An 18,221-nucleotide genomic window follows, 5' to 3' on the forward strand; every position below is an offset into this window, starting at 1 on the left:
AGTGGTACAGAAACCTTGAGGGAGATACTATTCCTGCCGTCAGCGAAGCCAACATACTCAGTACCTTTGAGCAACTTCACCAGCAGAAAGACGAGGTATTTGAACGCGGGGTCATCAATTTATTCAAAGGATTATCCTGGCACTATAAAACCAACAGTCCATGCCAATTTGGCAAAAAAATAATCATTAGCAATTTGGTCAGTTGCAACCAATGGGGCTTTACCCTGAACCACGGTTACCGGCGAGACCAGTTGGCGGATTTGGAACGCATGTTGCACTTGCTGGACGGTAAAGCGATCCCAGACAACCGGGGCGATGTGACAAGCCGGTTGTATGAGCATATTCGTGCCAATCCGCATATAGCGAAAGTTTATGAAGACGATTACTTTTCGATAAAATACTTCATGAAGGGCTCAGCGCACCTGACATTTAGGAAGCCTGAGTTGATTGATAAGATGAATGATATCGTGGCTAAACATTACCCAGGCGTGCTCCCGGAACGTACAGCCAGGTAATACGAACTCCGTCTTACTTTCTTTGTATGGCTGGCGGATCATAAAACCTCTGTAGAAAACTGAAGCGATAACCCAGATCTTACCGGGTATGTTGAAGATCAGGCTAATCTAGTCGATCACTCGTTAATTAGCATTTGACTTAACTTAGCTTAAAAGGCAATATCTCTCTATAGAGGAGTATTCTGTGTTTAATGTGATTTTACATGATGAAGTGCCTGATGAAATAGCAGGTTTACCGCCAGTCATCAGGGCTAAAATGATCCGCCTGATTGATAAGCTTAAAATGAATGCCACGGCATTACGAGAGCCCGACAGCAAACCCGTCAGAGACGGTTTGTTTGAACTCAGAACGATGGGAACGGATATTGCCAGGGGATTGTATGTTTATCAGAAAGGAAAAAATATCTATCTACTGCGCGTGTTCATCAAGAAAACGCAGAAATTACCGTCAGGGGAGATAACCCTCGCGTTTGAGCGATTAGAGGAGATGCTATATGACAAAAGTTAAAGGCATTGCCTGGGATACCGTCAGGGCTGATTTAATGTCTGACCCAGAAGTACAAGCCGCTTATGAAGCCGAAGAGCGTAAAGAGCGTTTACAGATCATGCTGGCAGAATGGCGTCGCCATGCAGGATTAACCCGTGCGCAGGTTGCAGAACGAATGGGGGTAACACCGCCCACTGTTTCCCGCATGGAGTCTAATATCGTTAAAGCGAGCCTTGACACATTGGTCAGGTATGCCCATGCATGCGGTATTAAACATCCTCAGATTACATTATAGTTGATGCTCAGGGTGGTTCCGTTATCTGGAACCACCCTGAATAACAGGTAATATTCTCGCAGGAGAAAAAATCATCAAACCTATTCCCTTTTTGATGCAAAACATTCCGGGGGCCTTAACGGGGGCCTCTACATTTATCGAATACAATAATATCGTTTAATAACAATAAATCAGGTAGTTTATTTCGATTCCGAGTCCGGGCACCACTTATTCAGAAGCGCTTGTTATTCGTTCAGGATGGAAGATTGACAAGTCCGAAATAGGTCAAAACACGCAATAACCGAAAGTGTGGTTGGAGTTTATTATCCAGTAATACCATCACTTAGTTTTTGCAAAAAGGCTCTTGACAATCCCGCCCGTTAATGCGAGCGGGATTTTTCACGTACAATATTTACAGTTCCAATATGTGAATGTAAACCGAAGTCCTGAATGACGCACATCATTGGATAAAAGCTTTAGCAAAAGAGGGATCGAACGGCCCCTCTTTCACTTCAAGCAACAAAGCGCGCTCGGAAATGCAGGTGACGCTATGAATATCGCCGGGTGCCAGTTCTACAATCATGGCCTCATGAGCTGGGCCAAAATGCTGCTCCTGCCTCACCTTACCGGCTTCATCATGCAGGCAGACCTGCACTTCTCCCTGCAGCACAATAAACATTTCCCATTGATGGGGAAGCTCGTGAAAATGCGCCTCAACATAGCTCCCTTCCACCATCGCGATAAGAAGACGCTGTACTTTTTCCTGATGGGAAGCATGTAATAGAAGGTGAGTCCGTTTTCTATCCGCACTGCGCGCCTGAACGAACAACTCTTCTAAAACCATATTATCAATCAATCGCATGCCATACTCTCCAGCCGGTCTTCAATCAGGCGAGCTGCCGTTCCGACCGAAAACTCCGCCTCCAGCAAACGATATGCACACTCCCCCATCACCCGACGGCGAGTCTTATCCAGTAAACTGATTGCCGAGTTCAATAAGTGCTCATCATCACCATTCACGTGGATAAAACCAGCATTGTTTTTATTTACAATATCCATCAAGTCATTATTTGCATTGATGCTACCGAGTATCGGAAGATGCTGAACCATATAACCCAAAAGTTTGCCGGGGAAATTATGCGCAGTGTGGTTTGCAGCCAAGGAAAATAATCCTACGTCAACTTCGGTTAGAATTTGCTTAAACTCCGCCTGAGAAACCGAAGGTAGATAAGTGAAGTTTTTAAGTCTCCAAGATGCAGCCAACTGTTTTATTAGCGAAACCTCATCGCCCTGGCCAACAAACAGGAAATGCACATTCTCGTAAGCGTGCATATTTCTCGCTAGGCGCATTAAGTTCGCCATATCCTGCGCGTAGCCAATATTACCACCATAGAAAAAAATAACTTTCCCTTCCAGCCCCAGTTTTTCACGGCAAGAAATACGTTGACTTTCTGGTTCTGTCGCAATCAGACTGGCCCAATTGCGTAAAACTTCACAGCGGTAACCGTTGTGTTGATACCTGAAAACATCAAGATTACGCTCAGACATCAATCCAATGTGCTCGGCCTGACGGTAAGAGTTTCGTTCAAAGTAACGGAAATATCGTTCAATAATCGAACCCTGACGCATCATACCCGCATCGACCACCCATTGCGGAAAAAGATCACGCAGCACCAGATAGGCGGGACAACGACATCTTTTTTTAATGCGTGCAACCAACCCTCCCCAAAAAATAGAAGGGGAATAGTACACAATCCCCTGAAACATCTCAGGGGAAATGCGCTGCCCGACGGCGCGCCATGCGCGAACAGAAAGCATCGATTCGTTAAATGCCCGGATAACTTTGCTGATATTCTTGGTTGGGCCGCTGCGGAAGCTCCATACTCTTACACCATCAATATCAGTTTCCTGAAAGAGGCTTTCCTGATGGGTATCCGGGGTAATAACCGTTATTTTATGCCCCCGGGAAAGAAGTTCCAGCGCCAGTTCGTGAAACATTTTAGCTCCGACACGGGTGCTGTGCGGCAAATAATCATCAATGATCAACACAAGATGCATTAGTACTGTTTCCAAACAACTCGCTTAACATAATCGGTATAGGAGTGAATAATACGTACAATCTTATCCGATACATTAGGCATACTATAATCGCTTACCTGACGTAAAAGACGCTCATTGCCACGCGGCTGGCTTTCCAGTATAGCTAGCCCCTGCACGACTCGCTCCACCTCGAGTCCAACCATCATCACTGACGCCTCTTCAAATCCCTCAGGACGTTCATGTGCTTCGCGTATATTCAGAGCCGGGAAGTTCATAATAGAAGATTCTTCAGTAATCGTTCCGCTATCCGATAAGACGGCCCGGGCATTTTTCTGTAAGTGGTTATAATCATGGAAACCCAGCGGTTTTAACAGTTGGATGTTCGGATGAAACTCGATACCAGCCGCATTAATACGGTTGCGGGTGCGTGGGTGTGTCGAGATGATGACCGGCAGGTCATACCTCTCGGCAACCGTATTGAGAATAGTGGCTAATTTCGCCAGTTGCTTTGGCGAATCCACATTTTCTTCCCTGTGTGCGCTGACGACAAAGAACTCCCCCGGCTTCAGCGAAAGGCGGGTCAACACATCTGATGCGTCAATTTGCGGCATATAGTGAGTTAAGACTTCATACATCGGGCTACCCGTTTTGATAACCCGGTCAGCAGGAATACCTTCAGCCAACAGATAATCTCGGGCTATCGTGCTGTAGGTCAGATTGACATCCGCCGTATGGTCAACAATACGCCTGTTGGTTTCTTCAGGAACGCGCTGGTCAAAACAGCGGTTCCCCGCTTCCATATGGAAGATAGGTATCTTGCGACGCTTTGCCGGGATAGCGGAAATGCAGGAGTTGGTATCGCCAAGAATTAACATGGCATCCGGTTGCACGATTTCCAGAACATCGTCTACTTTAATAATGATCTGGCCAATGGTTTGTGCCGCGTTCTTACCAGCAGCATCAAGGAAATAGTCTGGCTTACGTACGCCAAGATCGCTGAAAAAAACTTCATTAAGTTCATAGTCGTAATTTTGACCGGTATGAACCAAAATATGCTCGCAGTACTCATCAAGGCGAGCCAGCACGCGTGACAACCTGATGATTTCAGGACGGGTGCCCACAACGGACATGACTTGTAACTTTTTCATTACAACGTTCTCGCTATTGTATCCGGTGCTTGCCGATCAAAGATCTCATTAGCCCACAACATAACAATCATTTCATCGTTACCAATGTTAGTAATATCATGTGTCCAGCCTGGTACCATTTCAACAATTTTATACTCATCTGCCGCAACCACCATTTCAAATTTCTCACCGCTGACTACATGTTCAAACTTAAAACGAGCCAGCCCTTTAATAACAAGGAATTTTTCATTCTTAGTATGATGGTAGTGGCCGCCGCGAGTAATCCCCGGAAGCGCGGTGAAAAAGGAGAATTGACCAGCATCGGGAGTTTTCAACACCTCACAAAAGACGCCGCGCGCATCACCGTAGAAAGGAATAGAATAGCTCAACTGTTCCGGTCGGAAGTAGCTCAGCCAGGTTGAATAAAGTGCCCTGACAAACCCTTGCCCAACCGCTTCAGTAATCAGTGTGTCACGACTCTGTCTGAATTTAAGCAACAGATCCGCAACCTCTCCGACGGTTGTCGAGTATTCTGGCGCCACATACTGCCAACCGCTCTCAACAGAGCCATCCAGCAGAGAGAGTAATGCCATACAAACATCATCAATATAGACTAACGTTACGGCGGCGCCAGGATCGTTAATGGTTATCGGAATGTCGTTAATGATGTTATGACAAAAAGTAGCCACAAAGGAGTTATAGTTTGGGCGGCACCACTTGCCGAATACATTCGGAAAACGGTACAGGTAAAATCTAGCTCCCGTAGCCCTGCCGTAGGCTTCAACGGCTTTCTCGGCCATTGCCTTGCTGACACCATAGGCATTTTCTTTCGTCGCCTGACTGGAAGAACTAAGCATCAGCGGAGTTTGCTTATGGTTTTCGCTCAAGATCTCAGTTATTTTCTGGGTCAGGCATGCATTACCGGAAGCAAATTCATTGTCATCTTTCGGGCGATTAACGCCCGCCAGATGATAAATAAAGTCTGCTGCCAACAAGCCAGCACGCAGTTCCTCTTCAGACGAATGGCGATCGATTTTAATAACATCATAATCGTCCTGCTCAGATAAGCGTACACACAGGTTTTTGCCAATAAAACCTTCCGCACCAGTGACAAGTATTTTCATATCAGGCATCCAGTTCGTAAGGTGTTCCAGAACGCAGTGCGCGAATAAATGGCAGCTTCAGAAGCAAGGTTTTCATCCCTTCAACATCGAGGCGCTGCGTATTGTGGGAGTTATAATCGACAACTTCAGAGATGCGTGTATCTCCCTGTTCGACGTATTTACCATAGTTCAGATCACGCAAATCCGGAGGTATGCGATAGTAATCGCCCATATCCACAGCGGCAATAATTTCTTCGCGACTAAGGAGCGCTTCATAGAGTTTCTCGCCGTGACGAGTCCCGATAACATTTACAGCATGCTCGGGCACATTAAGCAGCTCTTTTAATGCCACTGCCAGCGTTTCAATAGTGGCTGCAGGTGCTTTCTGCACAAAGATATCGCCGTTTGAGCCATGCTCAAACGCATACAGAACGAGATCTACAGCATCTTCCAACGTCATCATAAAACGAGTCATGTTGGGGTCGGTGATAGTCAGCGGTTTACCCTCTGTGATTAAATCAACGAACAAGGGAATAACCGAACCACGTGAGGCCATCACATTACCATAGCGGGTACCGCAAATAACTGTTTTACTGCTGTCAACATTCCGTGATTTAGCGACCATGATCTTTTCCATCATCGCTTTAGAGATACCCATAGCATTAATCGGATAAACAGCCTTGTCAGTACTTAAGCAGACAACGCGCTTAACACCATTGGCTATCGCCGCTTCAAGTACATTTTCTGTACCTAATACGTTTGTTTTCACCGCTTCAAGAGGATGAAATTCGCAAGAAGGGACCTGCTTAAATGCTGCCGCATGATAGATAAAGTCCACACCTCGTGCTGCATTCAGGATACTGGAATAATCACGAACATCGCCGATATAAAACTTTAACTTGGGGCTGTTGTACTTTTTGCGCATATCATCTTGTTTTTTCTCATCGCGCGAAAAAATACGAATCTCTTTAATATCCGTCGCCAGAAAACGATTCAATACAGCATTTCCGAAAGAACCTGTACCACCCGTAATCAGGAGAATTTTATCTTTAAACATCATCAATCCTTTCTATAAAATCTGTTTTTGCAAGGACGGTAAATAGATCTTGTCCTTCTGCTCCGTTGTTGGGTAATTGATCAATACAGCGCGATACTTACCCTTGAAAACAAACAGGCTACCAGCCGCAGCGCCCACAATGCCGCAGTGAGCAATCAGTTCACTGAGATGCTCGTGCGTACCCGCACCGCCTAAAAAAGTCGTGGGTACATGTAGAATAGACTTCACCTGCCCCGCAAACTCAAGATTATAGCCTTTCATGACACCATCATTATCAACGGAGTTAATAACAATTTCACCGGCGCCCGCTTTTTCCATCGCGATGGCTAGTTCCAACGGATCCTGCTTATGGTTTCGAGTGTTATTGATGCTGGTCAGCTCATAACCCTTAGAAAAAAATCCTTTTTTCTTTCGGACATCCAGTACTGCGACAACACTCTGGCGACCGATGGCCTGCGCCAATTCGGTAATTAATTGTGGGTTATCAATTGCCGCCGAGCTCAATGAAACTTTCTCAACACCCAAAGAGATAATCCGGGCGGCCTGCTCTGCCGTTTTGATCCCGCCACCATAGCACAAAGGCATACGGCACTCTGCTGCAAGTTTCTTGATCAGCGCATAGTCAGGCTCACGAGATGTAGCACTGGCATCAATATCCAGTACCATTAGCTCATCGGCCTCTTTCTCATTAAATATTTTTACCGCATTGATCGGATCGCCAACGTACTTTGGCGAAGTAAAACCGACGGTTTTGACCAGCCCCCCTTTATGGATCAGCAGGCAGGGAATAATGCGAGGTCTAAGCATGGTTACCAATCTCAGAAAAATTCTTTAACAACGTCAATCCGGAGGAGTGACTCTTTTCAGGATGACACTGGATACCAAAAATGTTCTCTCTGCCAACGATACAGTCAAACTCGAATCCATATTCAGCTGTCGCGATAACGTCGCTTTTGTCCGCGCAGTCAAAGTAATATGAGTGCAAAAAATAGAACTTCGACTCAGAGATGAAATTGCTCGTCAAGGCAGAATCTGTACGCTGTTTTACATCGTTCCAGCCCATATGCGGCATTGGAAGATGCCGGCTCTGCGGATTAGACATAAAGCTGCGAACCTGGCCTGGAATCCAGTTGAGTCCGGCCATTGTTCCCTCTTCACTCCCGCTGGCAAGCATTTGCATGCCAACGCAAATGCCGATAATGGGAATCTTATCAGCAAGCACTAATTGTTCGACGCTATCGCGTAAACCTGATTGATTAAACAGTGTCATCGCATGATCAAACGCACCGACGCCCGGCAGAATGAGATGGGTCACTCCCTGCAAAGCCTCCGGAGTCGAGACAGCCTCAGCAGGGATCCCTAATCGTTTAAAAACATTTAGAAAAGCCTGAATATTACCTACACCATAATCAATAAGCTTGATCACCGGAAGAACCTCTTTTCCATACCTAACTTACGTAAAATATTGGCTCCAAGACCAATGAGCCAACGTTTATTTTTATAATCTCGGTAGGTTTTCTTCGGCTGTTCGAATAGCTGCTGCAACTCTTCAACGGTGATACCTAACTTGTGAGCAACATATTCAAATTCCTGCTCTAGAAAATGCTCGCTCATCTCTGGCTGTGCCAGTCGCTCAAGCGCAGCCTCACGAGTCATCTGTCCAGTCAGAATAAGACTTGAGAAATGGGCTCGGCGCTTATGGAACCCAAAGCGTCGTGGGAGCCAGTAGTCTTCATAAAAACGTGTAAAGCGCGACTCATGATGTTTGTGCTGGAAACGTTGCCAACCGAATTTTTGCTCAAGCTCATCTTCCGCATCTTTTTTATTAAAAGGTACCAGATTAAGTGGATGGTGTACCTTCATCCCGAGTATTTTCTGGTAGTAAAGTTTGTACACCATGATATCAGTCAGCGGAAAGGTTTCTAACTTTCTGGTACCAAACTGGTTATGGATATCGTTAAACAGTAGTTTGTCGATACCCAAATACCCGCCCCACTCTTCAGGTTCACGGCAGCATTCTGTAGAAAAATTAGAGCCGGTAATAACATGCTTGACATTATGCTCATGCGCAAATTTGTACAACGCGGAGAAAAAGGCTGCATCCTGCACCAAATCCTGATCCGGGATCCCGGCTTTCAGGAATGAAAGCTGCAAATCTTTCATCTCTTCCCAGTTAACCACTTCGGTATAAAGTTCAAGACCTAATCCTTCGATCAGTTTTTCAATATTGCCCACCGCCTGATCGGTATTCCAGCCTGCATCGACATGAAATAGCAATGGTCTCAAGCCCATTTTCTCTTTCGCAACATAGGCAGCATAAGAACTGTCAAGCCCGCCAGAGAGACCAATAATGCAGTCAAAATCTTTATTTTCGCCTTCTTTTTTGATCGTATCAGCAAGAGCCATCAGGGCTGCATCATCGACTTTCCAGTTAGGCTTAATATTAGATTCATAATTATGGCAATAGTCACAGCAACCATCAGAATCGAAATGTATATTCGGATCTGACGTGTCCATTATGCAGTGGCTACAAATTTTATATTCAGTGGTAGTCATGATGCCTCAGAGACTCTCTAATTTTACAAATAAAAGAAACATAATCGAAAGAGTTAATTGCCTCATTCTCATGGATGAAAACTTTTACCCCAATCTCTTCATACATTAGAGCTAACGTAGAATGGTATGAGATTACATATTTGACACTTGGAAAAGTTTTTACATCATTAATAAAATGCCAACCAACACCGATTATCTTCCCCGAAGATTGCGCTTTAGGATGAGGTTTATAATACACCTCAAGGTTTTCCTCAGATAAAGAATTATAAATGGCAATATGTAAATTTTCATATAGAGGGTGACCAATAAATAGAATATCTCCTGTAAGACTAGCTGAGAGAGTAAACCTTGGCTTAATATAGTAAATACACACAGGTTTATTCTCTGGTGCTACAATGTTTTTAAGTATCAAAGATGCTTCAATATCATCATAAACAACCAGCTGTCTGACTGCTGTCAACTTGTTTGTCACATAATAGTGCTGATTGCTTTTGGCTGTAATCCCTTTAATTGAACCATGCTGTACAAACTGATAATTAATCGATTTTTTCTCGCAGAACTCATTTACCATTACGGCCCATCTATCAAAATGTGCAGTACATGTCAGCGTACCAACGTTTAACTTTTCTAAAGCCAGGCTGGTAAGTAGGCAATCAGGCATAGTGTACACCTGCAGTTTGCTTATAACTGCATATCTATAGAGTACATAAACGCAGACAAAAAAACTGAATAAGATATCTTTTAAAGAAACAATCGATTCAACATCGATGTATAGATCCTGCTCAGAAAAAACTCGTTCACATTCTTTTTTGTATTTAGGAGGGATCAGCCATACCAGTGGTGTGTGTTTTTTCGTCGCTTCCTTAATATATTCAGCTGTGTTATTTTCCAAAAAAACAACAACATTCTTCTTTTCAAGAGTATCATCTACAAACTTTCTGCCACATAATTTATTACACAAATACATCACATGCTTTGTCAGAAAATATAAAACCCCAGCACCTAAGAACCATACTATTACTAGAGTATAATATCCCAGTAGAAATGTAAGCTTCCTTTTTTCCCAGTAGACAATCCATCGTGAAACTCTAGGTATGTTAGGAAAAAAATTTGTTCCTCTGTATTCAACTGGTGTGAGGCACATATCGATATCTGATTCATTACAAATGCATTTTAGACATAAATCTATATATCGTTTCAACATCCTAATAACACTCACTTTCATTTTATGTGAATTTATATTTTCTTAACACAAAGAACATCACTACAATATAGGGATACATATAGAAATCAGTATGATTATAAATGCTACCGCGCAGATGTGAAATCATAAGCAACGTCATTAAAATTGCTGCAAACCATGCTCCCAAATGTTGCTTGGTATGCGCTGATGAATATATTCTTGCAAGAATAAAGAAGAAAAAGGCCAACACTGGAATCCCCAGATAAAAATAAAAGTTAAGGTACATATCGGTTTCAACAGGAAACTGAATGGTTGCTCTTATTTTCCACGCACTGGGATCATAGATCGAAGTCAACCACTGGCTCATATCATAAAATACAACGCCGTAATCATTTCCTAATGGGGTAAGAAATTTATTAAACGGCATAAAAAATGTTTCATTGAACCCTGGTGAAAATTCATTCAGGGATAACGCTAAATTATCAAGCGTATCGAAGTAATTCAACGTATAGGGAACTAGGTCGCGCCAAGTCATCCAGGATATATTCCGGAAATAGAGCCCAAGAAATAGCACTCCGAGAAGTACTATTCCCAACATCAAAGAGCCTTTGCTATAAAAACGTAAATCTTTTAACCATGGAAGCAGCGATGTAATCAATAAAAGCGCAATTTGAAATTTACTGCCATGCACTGGAGACGTCAGTAACAACCATAATATAAATAAATACAGGATTTTTTTTTGACGGGTGACGAATGCATAATAGCCGCAGAGTGCAGCTAATGCTAATGATGAAAAGTGACTACCAACAACATATAAACCTGAACCACTACGATTCAGAAACGCATCACCGGGAGAATGAATCCATTTATCTATTCCTCCGGAGTTTAGTACGATCAGCACAACAAATAAGGTCGATAGTGAAAAAAGAGCAGCTAGCGTTTTTTTGGATGGTATCAGAACATTTTCACCGCTAATAGTAGAAACTGAAAAGCGTTGGGGATTTTTATTATCGTAAAGAAATATTACGCCAATACCTAACCCTATCGAAACCAAAACAAATGAGTAAGCATAATATAAATCACTGTTAACATCAGCATAACGCTGAGCAAAAAGTGGTGCCAACAGGAACCATAAACCATAGTAAACATAAAGAATTGTGAGTGGTGATATTACATATTTAGGTGGAAATAATATAAGCAATATAATATAAAATACATAAAAAAATATAGCAGTTGATACTCCGGCAACATAAGCTGTAGCAATTGAAAGAATACCAAACATAGCAATGACTATTAAAATGACAAACCGATAAACCACACATCCTCCTGAGCGATATTTAACAGTACAAATAGTCACTGACACTTTAATTATCATATCAAAAACTTTTCACACACTTTTCACTCAAATTACTTTTCTTTTATTAAACAACGCTATGCTTTTCCACACGAGCAAAATAACAAAACTTAATAACATACCAATTGGTACCATATATAACGTCCCTGATATTATCGATACACCTATCGCTCCGACAAAAATAACCAATGCTACAATCTGACTTTTAATGATCACAGGATCATGTCGTAATGCATATAAACCGAGATGCGGAATAAGACTTAAGCAATATATAAATGTCGAAGTTATCAAAAGTATAAATAGGGAATACCACTTATCATAAAGTGGATTATCCAGCCAATGAAGTACAATCAGGCTTGAAAGCCAACAACAGACACACAGAAACACATTCATGGAAAACATTTTAAGTGCAAACCGTCTGAATGCAGTCCAGAATTCTTTATGTTTTTTTTCAGCAGCCAGTTTACTTAGTTCCGGGAAAGCAAAAGAAATAACAATCGTATCGAGAAATGATTGAATCGCCGATACCATACCCGCAAAAAATACATAAGCACCCAGCACATCCAAACCACCAATATCTTTAATAGCAAAGCGGTCAAAGGTGAAGATACCGCGCATTGCCAGCGATGCTGTCAGCATCGGCAACGATAGTTTCAATCCTTGCTTAATCCATTGCCAGCTGATTCCCTGTCCTTTATGCCCACGAGTAAACTGAACAATGTAAACACCGCCGACGATACACGCTACGGCTGAAGCCAGCAGCCATACAATTAAAACGGTATACACATTCCGCAGCGAAGGCATTAGAAGCATAATGCCAACGACAACCCAACACCATATTCCCTGGCGAAGGAACAGAACAATGCTTGCTAAAAAATGATTCTGCTCTGTAATTAATATCCGGTTAATCTCTTGCGATATACACTCGACTATCAGCAATGAGATAAACCAAAATTCAGTCCCCGCAGGTAAAATGCCTAAATGGTATAGAAGGTATAATAAGGGAAGAAACAAAATGTATACCGAAACCGTCAGGACGACCTGATTTTTCAGCATCCATCCCCACTGTTCTCGCGGATAAGCAATCATTTCACGGGTACTGTAAGTGTAAAACTCAAATCCAACGATAAACATCGCATAGCCTATCGCAGCACTCAGCAATCCATACAGGCCAACATCGCCTTCTGGAATCAACTTTGCAAGCATAATCACTAGTGCAAACTTACTGAACAGCGTGCTAGCTCGCAACAGGACAGAAAAATGATGAACGAATTTCTTATTTTTCATACAGAAAGGATATGCCAAATCATTACTTATAAAGAAAAACCGTCATCGACGACGATATTCTGTCCAGTGACATATTTAGCACGATCAGATAGCAAGAAGAGAATCGAACCGATAATCTCTGAGACAGGTAGCATACCTGCACCATTAGTATGTCTTTTATACGCCTCGCAGAACACCTCCGGTTGATTATCGAAAATCCCTCCAGGGCTAACCGAATTAATGCGAAAGCGGCTATCGCTAACGTAGGCGATAACATACTTGTTTAAATGGAGAAGTGCAGACTTGATAGCAGCATACTCCACAGGCATAGTCATCGGCGTATTTTCGTAGATTTCAAACTTCGGCGCATTGACTCCATATATGGAAGAGATATTAACAACCGAGAGTGATGTCTGATGCTTTCTGAACCAGTCCGCACATTGCTGAGTAAACAGAAATGAACTTCCTAAATGCAAAGCCAGATTTTCGTTAAAGCTTGACATAGTGACATCAAAAAAATGTGCACCATACTTCTTATTTCTGGGGTAGGTTGCATTTACCGCGCCATCAATATGCTCCAAGCCTGCAAAAAAATCTTTTACCGCGAGTTCATCTGTCACATCAAGAGAACGATAGTCAAGCGCGCTATTATTCTGAGAATTAACGCCCAAGCCTTCAAGCTTTGATTTGGTTTGCTCCAAGTTTGAATCGACGGCGATCACCGTAGCATTTTGTATAAGACATTCCAGCACTAAGCGAGAGCCAAGCAGACCACCTGCGCCCATAATCAATATTTTTTTATTATTTAACATATGACATCGCTATTAGTGAGAGTTAAGCAAGACTTCGGCCATATAAAAATCGTAGATATCATCAATATCAACAGCCCGCTCTTTAGGGACAACAATTGAGGTTACTTTTCCTGAAAACAAGCCATAGCTTTCATTAATAAACTGCGGAGAAGCGACATAGACGACTGTCGTGATATCAAATACCTCCGGGGCATCCTGTCGGCGAACCACATTTTCTGAAGGCTTGATGACCAACTCAGCTAAGCCTGTAGAGTCCATTTTAACCATATTAAAATAGGGACTTCTGCCCGAAGGTGTCACCGAAATACAGATGTCGGCAATGACCTCACTCCGCTTGCAAATCGCATCCTCAACATCTTTAACCGCCCGTAGCGGGCTGGTGGCGGGGAGGCTAACAAAATTGTCAAAATCTCCGTAGCGCTCATTCACCCACTTGATAGCATGTCGCCATGCCAACCACTCTGGGCTGGTGTCACCTGCTAGATCTTCAGGTCTATCGATAACGATAGCGCCAGCATCAAGCGCAGCCTGCTTAATATTTTTGTCGTCGGTAGAGACAAATACTTCAGAAATTAATGAGCACGCTTTTGCTGTTTCAATTGAGTAATGCAATAGCGGTTTGCCCGCCAGCGCCATAATATTCTTGCCCGGTAACCCCTTAGAACCACCACGAGCAAAGATGAAAGCAAAGTTTTTCATATTAGATAGCAACGCTTTTAATGTTCTCAATTAGTCCAATTGTAGCAACCGCATCATCCACAAGAATACATTGGTGTGGCCGTTCCGCGATGTACTGAGTAAAATCCCTAAGCATATCCAGATACATCCCATTTTTATCGTAGGCAGCGTCGCTGTATAGTATCTCAGTACCTTCAGCCGTATGTAGTAGCACTTGATTGAGTATCAAATCCCACTCAATTCGCCCTTTTGTCCCAATAAAATCGCAGTGTCGATGGACTTTACGCTGTAAAAAATCCAAATGAATATGGACAACGGCCTGCTGGTTTGTCATCGCAACGACATCGACAAGATCCTCAACCTCAATGTCCAGCGTGCCGGAATTGCGGATAATTGCATTATGTACCTGCAACTCTCCCAGCATCCATCTCGCATAATCGAATTCATGGCTGAGTTCCAGTAATGCCCCGCCACCCAAAAGCTTGCTTGCCGAGACGCTGTCTCTATAATCTTTTGTGGTCCGCCAGTCAGGTAAATACTGACCAATAGAAATACGGGCATTTAATAATTGGCCTGCAAGTTCTTCTGCCAAGGCCTGCTGTGTTACCCGAGCAGACGGCAGATAGCGCAGACAATAGCCAACGGCAAGAGGAGTTTTATACTTTCTGCTGGCCTCGAGCAAACATTGAGCATCTTCCAATGAACCAACGATCGGCTTTTCGATTAAGACCGGTATGTTCGCCGCGATAAAAGGGATCGCATGTTCAGCATGCTTGGTTGCCGGTGAAGCAATAATAGCCATATCAACAAGACCGATCAGTTGCTCAATCGAGTTGGCTATCTCATCACAGTCACTGACAGAACCTGTAATGTTTCTTCCTGAAGCTGAGAGGGCATAGACCTTCGCCTGTGGAAATAGAATCTTCAGATTTCGTCTATGCCTGGTGGCAATATTTCCAAGTCCGACAACCGCAATATTCTTCATGACTACAGCCCCAGTGAGAAAATATCCGCCTGAGCACGCTTGAAATCATCCATGCGGCCAATATCCAACCAATACTCATGTATTGGGAACATTAAAATATTGTTATTTTTTTGCATATGCTGTTCGAGCAGAGTTGGCATATCGATATGCTGGTTCTTGGCAACGCCCTTGAAAATGGTTGGAGAAATTACGTAGATCCCAGCATTGACAAAGAAATGATGAACTGGTTTCTCCTCCATGGATATAATTCTGCTACCGTCACCTTTAATCACGCCATATGGGATCTGGTAATCATATTCTCGGACGCACAGCGTGGCATCCGCTTTACTCTCGTTATGGAAGTTTATCAAGCATTCAAAATCGACATTTGTAAGAACATCACCGTTCATCATAATAAGCGGCAAATCAGCAGACAATGATTCAGGCAGCAGGCCCAAAGCCCCACCGGTACCTAGAGGCTTATCTTCATAGACATAGTGAATTCGGGCATTGAACGCCTCACCATCGCCAAAATAGTCACGAATAACGTCTGGCATGTAATGCGTTGAAATATAGAGATTCCTGAAGCCAGCTTTGACAAAGCTGCGAATAAGCGTTTCCAGTATCGGCTTATCACCTACTTTTAACATGGGTTTTGGGCAATTATCGGTTAACGGTCGCAATCGCGTACCAAAACCTCCTGCCATAATAAAAATGGGATTATCGTACTGTTTATTTTCATTAATAAGTTGAAGAGTCTTCAGACCGACAACCTTTCCATCCTTCACAACGGGAACCGCAGTGATCCCGGCGGCTGTCATAACTCTGTTTAATTCTTGGGTGGACATTTCACCACCAGCGACAACAGGCGACGTATTCATCACCTGCGAAGCATACGCCTGCAGATCAAGACTGTTCAGTAAACCTCTACGGATATCGCCGTCAGTGATTACGCCTAGCAAATGCTGTTCTTTATCCACAACTAAAGCAATTTTTAGCGCTTCATGGTTAATGACCTCCAGCGCTTTACGTATCGAACTGTCTGGCCCAATCAGCACATTCTGCCATTGATGCGTCATCTTTCACCTTCCATCTGTGACTATTTAATTACGGTTTTCACCGCATAGCATCTCTTCCCTGCCCCCAGAGAACTCACCAGTACCGCCCCTGCTGAAACAAAAGCACCATCATCAAGATGCACGCCAGGGATAATCGTAGCACCTGCGCCAATAAAGACATTATCGCTAGTTCGGACATCGCCGCACAGGGTTGCCCCTGGTGCGATAAAGTTATATGACCCAATATGGCAATCATGCTCAATGGTTGCGGCGGTGTTCACAACTGAATGGGAACCGATGACTGCACCAGGCTGAATAATTGCACGCGTCAGAATTTGCGCCCCTTTATGGATTACGGCAAAATCCGATACGATTGCATCTTCGGAAATAACCGTCGCGAAACGATAACCCTTACTAAGAAAGTGCTCATTAACTTTACGGCGCAATGAAGAACCTGGAGTTACTCCAACGCCATTGATTAGCTCAACATCCTCTGCTGCAAAACGCATAATCTCTTCATCGCCACGAAGGTGAGGAAGATCAGCCAGACTCACTCGCCCTGAGATATCAGCAGGACTGATAATCGCCAGAATATCCCGGTGCTGCTTTTTTAGAATGCCTACCAGTACGCTGGCATGTCCCCCACCACCAATAATAATGAGTGGCTTACTACTCAAGGATTAAATCCCCAGCGGCATAACTTTTGCTGGATGTTTTACCGAGTAATTCCCAATATTGATAGGGTGACATTCCTTTCCCTGGCCGTTTTATTGTTAAATTAGCGTCATCGAACGCTTCACCTTTAGCAATCACTTTCGCCGCAACCAGACTTTTACGTGCAATAGTTTTATTCTTCACCTCTGACACCGTGGGTGATTTGATGCTGCCGCCTAATGCAATATTAACCTGCCGCACAGCGCGTATCATCGCGTTCAGTTCACCAGGTTCTAGCGATGCTTTATGATCCGGACCGTCCATGTTCTTATCGAGCGTAAAGTGTTTTTCAATCACTACCGCGCCTCGGGCAACAGCAGCAATGGGAATGACAATCCCTTCACTATGATCAGAATAACCTACGGGTAAATCAAACGAGCTGCGCAGCGTATCCATTACACGCAGATTAATTTCATCTATCGGCGCAGGATATTCAGTCGTGCAATGCAGAATACTTACTTTTTCCTTTAATGCTTTTTGACCCGCATCTGAGGCATAAGCTTCCTCAAAAGCTTCACGACCAGGCGCAGCCTCTTTTGATGCTGTATAGCCAAAAGCAATAACGCCGAGTGCGCCTTCAATTTCTGCCAATGTTGCCATACCTGTTGATACGATGATATCGCAGCCTGTTCGCGCATGTTCAAGCACTAATGGCGCATTTGTCAATTCACCGGAGGGTAGCTTCAGACGCTTAATACCCAGATCGTTAACCAGAAAATTCAGGCTCTCTGAATCAAACGCGGTAGACAAAAATTCGATCCCGAGCTCTTCACAGTGTTTTACCAGTGCGTGATGAGTTTCCCATGAGAGCTCAAGCCTGCTGAGCATGGCCAACTGTGATTCTTGTTTTTTGGTGTTTGCCAGTTGGTACTCTGCCTGCTCTGCATCAGCAGTAACTAGGTTCTTCGCCTTAAAAGTCTGAAATTTAACAATATCCGCGCCGGCTTTATACGCCACATCCACCAGCTTAAATGCCAGCTTTTCATCGCCGTTATGGTTAACTCCGGCTTCAGCAATAATCAGCGTCATATCA

20 protein-coding genes are annotated in these 18,221 nt (G+C 43.6%); 3 read left to right on the plus strand and 17 right to left on the minus strand.

Annotation, left to right across the window (positions count from 1 at the left end):
• From DJ39_RS00005 to DJ39_RS00015, 3 genes are all read left to right on the plus strand, one after another.
• On the plus strand, positions 1-515 hold a 515-nt coding region (locus DJ39_RS00005), incomplete at its 5' end, for a DUF4942 domain-containing protein (RefSeq protein WP_038251058.1).
• A 184-nt stretch (positions 516-699) separates the two neighbouring features.
• Entirely contained in the window at positions 700-1,023 is a 324-nt protein-coding gene (locus DJ39_RS00010; RefSeq protein WP_004722490.1) for a type II toxin-antitoxin system RelE/ParE family toxin, read from the plus strand.
• Entirely contained in the window at positions 1,010-1,297 is a 288-nt protein-coding gene (locus tag DJ39_RS00015; RefSeq protein ID WP_012104592.1) for a helix-turn-helix domain-containing protein, read from the plus strand. The genes DJ39_RS00010 and DJ39_RS00015 overlap by 14 nt, the downstream gene beginning before the upstream one ends.
• A 439-nt stretch (positions 1,298-1,736) precedes the next feature.
• Here the strand turns inward: DJ39_RS00015 and DJ39_RS00020 are convergent, their stop codons facing one another.
• The 17 genes from DJ39_RS00020 to neuB all read right to left on the minus strand — a co-directional run bounded on the left by DJ39_RS00020 (position 1,737) and on the right by neuB (position 18,217).
• Positions 1,737-2,138, minus strand: coding sequence for a WbuC family cupin fold metalloprotein (locus DJ39_RS00020; protein ID WP_038241901.1), 402 nt, complete (start codon positions 2,136-2,138; stop codon positions 1,737-1,739).
• Positions 2,129-3,334, minus strand: coding sequence for a glycosyltransferase family 4 protein (locus DJ39_RS00025; protein WP_038251059.1), 1,206 nt, complete (start codon positions 3,332-3,334; stop codon positions 2,129-2,131). The genes DJ39_RS00020 and DJ39_RS00025 overlap by 10 nt, the downstream gene beginning before the upstream one ends.
• On the minus strand, positions 3,334-4,464 hold the full coding sequence (gene wecB, locus DJ39_RS00030) for a non-hydrolyzing UDP-N-acetylglucosamine 2-epimerase (RefSeq protein ID WP_004723068.1): 1,131 nt from the start codon (positions 4,462-4,464) through the stop codon (positions 3,334-3,336). The genes DJ39_RS00025 and wecB overlap by 1 nt, the downstream gene beginning before the upstream one ends.
• On the minus strand, positions 4,464-5,567 hold the full coding sequence (gene wbjC, locus DJ39_RS00035; RefSeq protein ID WP_038251061.1) for a UDP-2-acetamido-2,6-beta-L-arabino-hexul-4-ose reductase: 1,104 nt from the start codon (positions 5,565-5,567) through the stop codon (positions 4,464-4,466). The genes wecB and wbjC overlap by 1 nt, the downstream gene beginning before the upstream one ends.
• Position 5,568: 1 nt before the next feature.
• Positions 5,569-6,603 carry a UDP-N-acetylglucosamine 4,6-dehydratase/5-epimerase gene (gene fnlA / locus DJ39_RS00040; RefSeq protein ID WP_038241909.1) on the minus strand — a complete coding sequence of 345 codons (1,035 nt, stop codon included), beginning with the start codon at positions 6,601-6,603 and terminating at the stop codon, positions 5,569-5,571.
• Between the two features lie 12 nt (positions 6,604-6,615).
• Positions 6,616-7,410 (minus strand): AglZ/HisF2 family acetamidino modification protein, encoded by a 795-nt coding sequence (locus DJ39_RS00045; protein ID WP_038241911.1) that lies wholly within the window; start codon positions 7,408-7,410, stop codon positions 6,616-6,618.
• A complete protein-coding gene (hisH, locus tag DJ39_RS00050; RefSeq protein WP_038251062.1) occupies positions 7,403-8,029 on the minus strand; it encodes an imidazole glycerol phosphate synthase subunit HisH in 627 nt (208 codons plus the stop codon). The genes DJ39_RS00045 and hisH overlap by 8 nt, the downstream gene beginning before the upstream one ends.
• A complete protein-coding gene (locus DJ39_RS00055) occupies positions 8,026-9,120 on the minus strand; it encodes an N-acetyl sugar amidotransferase (protein ID WP_004723058.1) in 1,095 nt (364 codons plus the stop codon). The genes hisH and DJ39_RS00055 overlap by 4 nt, the downstream gene beginning before the upstream one ends.
• A gap of 25 nt (positions 9,121-9,145) precedes the next feature.
• On the minus strand, positions 9,146-10,120 hold the full coding sequence (locus DJ39_RS00060) for a hypothetical protein (RefSeq protein WP_139127568.1): 975 nt from the start codon (positions 10,118-10,120) through the stop codon (positions 9,146-9,148).
• Between the two features lie 265 nt (positions 10,121-10,385).
• Positions 10,386-11,660 carry a hypothetical protein gene (locus DJ39_RS00065; RefSeq protein ID WP_038251063.1) on the minus strand — a complete coding sequence of 425 codons (1,275 nt, stop codon included), beginning with the start codon at positions 11,658-11,660 and terminating at the stop codon, positions 10,386-10,388.
• Between the two features lie 84 nt (positions 11,661-11,744).
• Complete coding sequence (locus tag DJ39_RS00070) at positions 11,745-12,983, minus strand: lipopolysaccharide biosynthesis protein (protein WP_004723053.1); 1,239 nt, start codon at positions 12,981-12,983, stop codon at positions 11,745-11,747.
• 26 nt (positions 12,984-13,009) lie between these two features.
• Positions 13,010-13,774: an oxidoreductase gene (locus tag DJ39_RS00075; protein ID WP_004723052.1), complete on the minus strand. Its 765-nt coding sequence runs from the start codon at positions 13,772-13,774 to the stop codon at positions 13,010-13,012.
• Between the two features lie 12 nt (positions 13,775-13,786).
• On the minus strand, positions 13,787-14,473 hold the full coding sequence (locus DJ39_RS00080) for an acylneuraminate cytidylyltransferase family protein (RefSeq protein ID WP_004723049.1): 687 nt from the start codon (positions 14,471-14,473) through the stop codon (positions 13,787-13,789).
• 1 nt (position 14,474) lies between these two features.
• Positions 14,475-15,437: a Gfo/Idh/MocA family protein gene (locus tag DJ39_RS00085; protein ID WP_004723048.1), complete on the minus strand. Its 963-nt coding sequence runs from the start codon at positions 15,435-15,437 to the stop codon at positions 14,475-14,477.
• Between the two features lie 2 nt (positions 15,438-15,439).
• Positions 15,440-16,495 carry a nucleotidyltransferase family protein gene (locus tag DJ39_RS00090; protein WP_004723045.1) on the minus strand — a complete coding sequence of 352 codons (1,056 nt, stop codon included), beginning with the start codon at positions 16,493-16,495 and terminating at the stop codon, positions 15,440-15,442.
• 20 nt (positions 16,496-16,515) lie between these two features.
• Positions 16,516-17,151, minus strand: coding sequence for an acetyltransferase (locus tag DJ39_RS00095; RefSeq protein WP_038241920.1), 636 nt, complete (start codon positions 17,149-17,151; stop codon positions 16,516-16,518).
• The gene (gene neuB, locus DJ39_RS00100) at positions 17,144-18,217 is read right to left on the minus strand and encodes an N-acetylneuraminate synthase (protein ID WP_004723041.1); all 1,074 of its coding nucleotides are present in this window, start codon (positions 18,215-18,217) and stop codon (positions 17,144-17,146) included. Before neuB ends, DJ39_RS00095 begins: the two co-directional genes overlap by 8 nt.
• Positions 18,218-18,221: the final 4 nt, after the last annotated feature.

The sequence above is a fragment of the Yersinia ruckeri ATCC 29473 genome (assembly GCF_000754815.1).
Classification (GTDB): domain Bacteria; phylum Pseudomonadota; class Gammaproteobacteria; order Enterobacterales; family Enterobacteriaceae; genus Yersinia; species Yersinia ruckeri.